This window comes from Corynebacterium lipophiloflavum DSM 44291 (assembly GCF_000159635.1).
GTDB classification, from domain to species: domain Bacteria; phylum Actinomycetota; class Actinomycetes; order Mycobacteriales; family Mycobacteriaceae; genus Corynebacterium; species Corynebacterium lipophiloflavum.
On the sequence record NZ_GG667198.1, the window covers coordinates 1 to 1443 of the forward strand.

The window sequence follows — 1443 nt, forward strand, 5'->3', positions numbered from 1 at the left end:
TTGAGACAGCTTAAGCACCCCGGAGCAAGGACAACTAATGTCTTGAGGTTGGGCTTTTCGACCCTGGCCCAACTTTGCAACAGCACCAAGGGGAGAGCGAAAAAGCTCACCGACGAGGACCTCCAGGAGATTCGAGAGAAGATCGCCGCTGGTGTGCCTAAGGCCAAGCTCGCCCGCGAATACAACGTCAACCGCACCACGCTTTACCGCGCACTCGAACGGGAGTAATTAATCAAGTCCGAAGTTCCCCAGTTTCTTGTTGAGGTCCAACAGATACACCAGTTCATGTTTCTTCTTGGCCGCTCTCGCCTCGACTGCTTCCCTCGCCCCAGCAGCTGCAATCCGCAATGAAGCTGCCATCGCCGCGGCTGCGGTAGGGAGGAGGTCGGCAACGCTGCTCAGGCTGGTGAGGGTGACTGCGATGGTCGGAATGCCGTACCCCTCAGTGGCTAGGCGGAGACCAGTTTCTTTGGCGATCCGGGAGCCCTTCACTGTTTTCCGTAGATCCACAAGAGTAGGACGCACTTCGTCTCGCCATAGCTCTTCAATGTCACTGGGCAGCGCGTCGTCGAGGGCGGAGGACTGAAGCTCAGCAGCTAGAGCCTTCACCGAAGCCCGGTACTTAGCGCGGCCGTCCGCGAGCTCCTCCCGCGCTTCGAGGATGGACGACATGGGAGCGTCAGGGAAAACCGGCAACCACTCCACCAAACCGGTTCCGGTCGCTGCCCGACGAGACCGGTCCCTTCCCACCGGTGAAAACTTCTCCCGCAGAGAATCGTCCTCCCGAACTATCGACGTGGTGAGCTGATCAAATAAGACCGTACCGCTGGGATTGTCCAGAGCCTCGGCAATCCGGTGTCGAAACCCTGCCACCTGCTGATCGACAGGGTCCTCTAGCTGCTTACCGGTGTCGAGAAGGCGGACATCCCCGGTGTCCAGGGCCAGTTCAAGTTCGGGTGCTTCCGCCCCGCCAAAAGTCTCTTCGACATCCCGGAGTATCTCCTGGATGGCCGGCCGCCACAGCCTTTCGCCTTCCACACGCTCCGGGTTCATCGCTGAGCGTTTCCCCAGGCTGCGCATCATCTGGCGAAAGACCGGCAACGGCACCGCAGATTCTTCCACTCCCAGACGCTGCAATGCCTCTGGCGGAAGATCCGCGACCGTTTCCCACACATCGTCTGGATCTAATCCACGCAGAGGGGCAAACGTCCACAGTAAAGACGCGGCAGGCGCGATCAGGTCAACCCGATCGGCATACAACAACGAGCTCCGAACAAGGCGGAGTTCGTTGTGCAAGGCAACCGCACCACTAGCACTCCGACTGGTGGGAGCGGCCCCCACCGTGAGCGTAAAACCGCGGTCTAACCGCTGCTGTTTCCGGCGAGTATGGCGCGAGGGCCGACCTGGCTTCTTTCCCATGGCTATGATTATTTCACGTCGCTC

At 59.7% G+C, this 1443-nt stretch carries 2 protein-coding genes; one reads left to right on the forward strand and one right to left on the reverse strand.

Annotated elements, in window-relative coordinates:
- The coding region (locus HMPREF0298_RS10490; RefSeq protein ID WP_157464474.1) for a helix-turn-helix domain-containing protein at window positions 1–228 on the forward strand (228 nt) is incomplete at its 5' end.
- On the opposite strand, the gene HMPREF0298_RS10495 is transcribed toward HMPREF0298_RS10490, so the two are convergent.
- A complete protein-coding gene (locus tag HMPREF0298_RS10495) occupies window positions 229–1053 on the reverse strand; it encodes a hypothetical protein (RefSeq protein ID WP_245527499.1) in 825 nt (274 codons plus the stop codon).
- Window positions 1054–1443: the final 390 nt, after the last annotated feature.

Excerpts from the sequence above, each read along its gene's own strand:
- HMPREF0298_RS10495 (WP_245527499.1), bottom strand. The coding sequence starts at position 1,053 with ATGAACCCGGAGCGTGTGGAAGGCGAAAGGCTGTGGCGGCCGGCCATC.